The organism is Devosia sp. (assembly GCF_041917035.1).
Lineage (GTDB): Bacteria > Pseudomonadota > Alphaproteobacteria > Rhizobiales > Devosiaceae > Devosia_A.
The window spans coordinates 1-2,385 of record NZ_JAYRYM010000392.1 but is presented as its reverse complement, the minus strand read 5'-3'; the positions used below and the strand labels follow the sequence as shown (position 1 = coordinate 2,385).

The window sequence follows — 2,385 nt, the reverse complement described above, 5'->3', positions numbered from 1 at the left end:
ATCCAGGCGGCGAGTTCCCTGACGCTATGCGCGCCCGGCACGTGGCCGGAGAAGTTGCCGAAGGTGCGGCGCGGCGTCTGCAGCATGGCCAGGGCCCAGCGCGGCTTCAGCGCCAGTTCGGCGACGAAGCGAGGCGTGAACTTCAGCGGCACCGTCAGGCCGTTGCGGACATCCTTGTGGCGCTGGCCGTAGTGCTGGCAGTCCATGGTGACGACGAGTGCGGCGCAGCCCGCGGCCTTCGCCCTGTCGATCAGCCGCCCGGTGAACTCGCGGTCCTTCCTGACGTAGAGCTGGAACCAGAACGGGCGTTTCGTCGCCGCCGCGACGTCCTCGATCGAACAGATGCTGACCGTCGAGAGCGTGAACGGGATGCCGAACTTGTCGGCCGCCCGCGCTGCCTTGATCTCGCCGTCGGCGGACTGCATGCCGGCGGCCCCGGTGGGGGCGAGCGCGAAGGGCATCGACACGGGCTGGCCCAGCATGGTGGTCGCGAGGTTGCGGGTCGTGATGTCGACGCCGATCCGCTGTTCCAGCCGGATCTTGCCGAAATCGGCGCTGTTGGCGCGGTAGGTGCTCTCGGTATAGGCCCCCGAGTCCGCATACTGGAAGAACATGCGGGGGACCCGCCGCTCGGCCACGCGCTTGAAGTCGTCAACGGTCAGCATGCGGTCGAGGCGGACCATCTCAATCTCCGAGGACGAACCAGCGCATGTCGTAGCGATGCGTGCTGCGGTCGAACTGCAGGGTGTAGGGGTCGCAGCGCCAGCGTTCGACCTGGCCGTCGGTGCGCGCCACCAGCCAGCAGAAATCCCAGCCGCCGGTGCCATAGCGCAGCGGGATCGCCGGCTTGACCCGAACCGCCGGGTGGGTGCCGGTGATGAACAGCTTCCTGTCGGTGTAGTAGTAGCAGGAGCCGGCGTGGATGAAGGCCTCGTGTTCGGGGGCGGTCTCGCCCGGCGGAACCAGGCCGACGCAGAACTTGGCTATTGCCACCTTCACCGGCGAGCCGTGCACGAAGGCGTCGGTCAGGGCCGCGAGCGAGCCCGAGGTCGGCCGCCCGGTGTGGTCATGTGCCAGCACCTCGCGCCAGCGGTCGTTGACGAGGAAGCTGTAGTGGTCGAAATCGTAGACGAAGTTGTGCGAGGGCGCGTTGGTGCCCGCATCGAAGTTGTCGAACTGGTGGTAGCGCGGCATGTCCGGTTGCGGCTCGACGGGGGAGGGGCCAGGTGCCGCCGTCGGCGGCAGGCCGTCGAGATACGGCCGGGCGATCGCCTGCGTGCCATCCTGATTGTACAGGAAGAACGACATCGACGGGCGCGGCCCGAAGCCCTCGGGCAGCTCGACCGGCATCCGCAAGGTCATGATGCCGGCGGCCCAGCGATCATCGAGCAGCAGCGTCTGGCGGAACTCGGCCACCTCCTCGATCAGCTCGTTGCTCGCCGAGGAGGTGTCGATGTGCTCGTTGTGGCGGAACGCGGTGCCGATGCGCAGGTCCGCGCCGCGGCGGATGGCATCGACAAGCGCCGTCGTGCTGCCGCTGCGGATCGAGCGATCGGTGTTCAGCGTCAGGACATTGCGGAGCGTCACAGCGAGGCCTCCTCGCCCGCGACCACGTCGGAAACCAACACGGAGTCATTGCCGCGAAAGCGGGAACCCCGGTTTGCGGACCGTGCGGTCAAACGGAGATCCCCGCGTTCGCGGGGATGACCCGGTGCAGGTGCACCGGGCGAGGGCGCCTTTGCCTCAGAGCGCATCGAGAAACGCCACGCCCTTGAGCTCCCGCTCGTCGCGCAGCCTGCGGAATTCGTCCTTCAGCTTTTCCTCGGCCGGCTTGTCGATATAGCTGCCGAGCGGGCGGCGGACATAGCCGGCATCGCAGCCCATCCAGGCCATCGAGCGCTTGATCATGGCGACGCCGCCACGGCTCAAGGAGAAGAAGATCACGGCGTTGCCGATCTCCTGCAGGCGCTTGGCCTCGGCGAGATTGCCGGCGGCGACGGCGTCGCGGATCTGCTGCCAGATCTCGGGCATGTTGTTGTAGAACGAGCCGATGATGCCGTCGGCGCCGAAGGCGAGGCCCGACATCGCCATCTCGTCGGAACCCGAATAGACGATGAAGTCCTTGCGGATCTCGTCCTTGATGCGGATGATCTCGTGGTGGGTGGAGGCGGTGTACTTGACGCCGACCACCCCTTCGATGCCGGCGAGGCGCTTGATGACGTCGAAGCCGAGTGCCGCCATGGGCACGTTGTAGGCGATCATCGGCAGCTTGGTCGAGCGGGTGATGTCGGTGTAGTAGCCGACGATCTGGTCGGCCGAGAAGCCCCAGTAGAAGGGCGGCACCGAGGAGATGGCGTCGACGCCGGCGGCGGCGGCGTGCTGGGC

At 67.3% G+C, this 2,385-nt stretch carries 3 protein-coding genes; all 3 read right to left on the bottom strand.

All coding sequences use genetic code 11. The annotated features are described in order from the left end of the window. The coding region (locus ACE3TU_RS21480; RefSeq protein ID WP_374627893.1) for an alpha-hydroxy-acid oxidizing protein at window positions 1–683 on the bottom strand (683 nt) is incomplete at its 3' end. Between the two features lies 1 nt (window position 684). Further along, window positions 685–1,587, bottom strand: a complete 903-nt coding sequence (locus ACE3TU_RS21475) for a hypothetical protein (RefSeq protein WP_374627892.1) — start codon at window positions 1,585–1,587, stop codon at window positions 685–687. Between the two features lie 156 nt (window positions 1,588–1,743). Beyond that, window positions 1,744–2,385: dihydrodipicolinate synthase family protein (locus tag ACE3TU_RS21470; protein WP_374627891.1), on the bottom strand; the 642-nt coding region annotated here is incomplete at its 5' end.